Source organism: Pseudoalteromonas sp. S2721 (genome assembly GCF_005887425.1).
Lineage (GTDB): Bacteria > Pseudomonadota > Gammaproteobacteria > Enterobacterales > Alteromonadaceae > Pseudoalteromonas > Pseudoalteromonas simplex.
This window is the reverse complement of record NZ_PNCZ01000147.1, coordinates 1-337: the sequence shown is the minus strand read 5'-3', so window position 1 is coordinate 337 and position 337 is coordinate 1. Positions and strand designations below refer to the sequence as shown.

The window sequence follows — 337 nt, the reverse complement described above, 5'->3', positions numbered from 1 at the left end:
CATTTCTAGCCAGCGGGCAACCACCCAAGCAAGATTGGCAAATTGTGGGGTCTTATATAGACCTGCTACATCCGGCTGATTTTCAATCACAGCACGACGGGTGTCGCTTAGTAAGGAGTTTTCGTCTTTGTTTGGTGTGTTTACATACGATGAAGGCGACTTAATTAGTTGGATGTCCGCATGGCGTAGTTGCTGCTTATCTTGATTTGCGTTATGCATAGACTCAGCACGTTCAGCAGAAACCTGAATATATAATTGGGCCCTGTCATCGTGATTGAAGTCGTTTATATGCACTAACCCACCCATTTCTGGCATGATAAGATCTGTCTAGTATTGT

1 pseudogene is annotated in these 337 nt (G+C 44.2%); it reads right to left on the bottom strand.

The features are described 5' to 3' along the window. Positions 1-315, bottom strand: a pseudogene (locus tag CWC02_RS20610) (LON peptidase substrate-binding domain-containing protein); the annotation flags it as partial. Positions 316-337 lie beyond the last annotated feature (22 nt).